Below are 290 nucleotides of genomic sequence, written 5' to 3'. Positions count from 1 at the left end.
CGGCCCTCGCGGAGGAAGAATTGAGCCTCTACAACTGGGGCAACTACACCAGCCCGGAACTCCTGGAAAAATTCAAGAAGGAAACCGGCATCAAGGTCACGGTGACGGACTACGACTCCAACGATACCGCGCTGTCCAAGGTCAGGGCGGGCGGCTCGGGTTTCGACATGGTGGTTCCGTCGGCCAATTTCGTGCCGATCTGGATCAAAGAGGGGCTCCTCCTTGGCTACCAGCCGGCCAAGGACGGCCTGTCGCGCACCAACACCGCCAGCGCCGGCTGTATCAGCTGG

Annotated in this window: 1 protein-coding gene; it reads left to right on the top strand. The window is 61.4% G+C overall.

Annotation, left to right across the window (positions count from 1 at the left end):
* Positions 1-20: 20 nt before the first annotated feature.
* Positions 21-290, top strand: a 270-nt coding sequence (locus EN807_RS34660) for an extracellular solute-binding protein (RefSeq protein ID WP_246684543.1), incomplete at its 3' end; no start/stop codon positions are given.

Source organism: Mesorhizobium sp. M5C.F.Ca.ET.164.01.1.1 (assembly GCF_004792125.1).
GTDB classification, from domain to species: Bacteria; Pseudomonadota; Alphaproteobacteria; order Rhizobiales; family Rhizobiaceae; genus Mesorhizobium; species Mesorhizobium wenxiniae.
The sequence above is the reverse complement of the archived record's forward strand: the minus strand, read 5'-3'. Positions and strand labels throughout refer to the sequence as shown.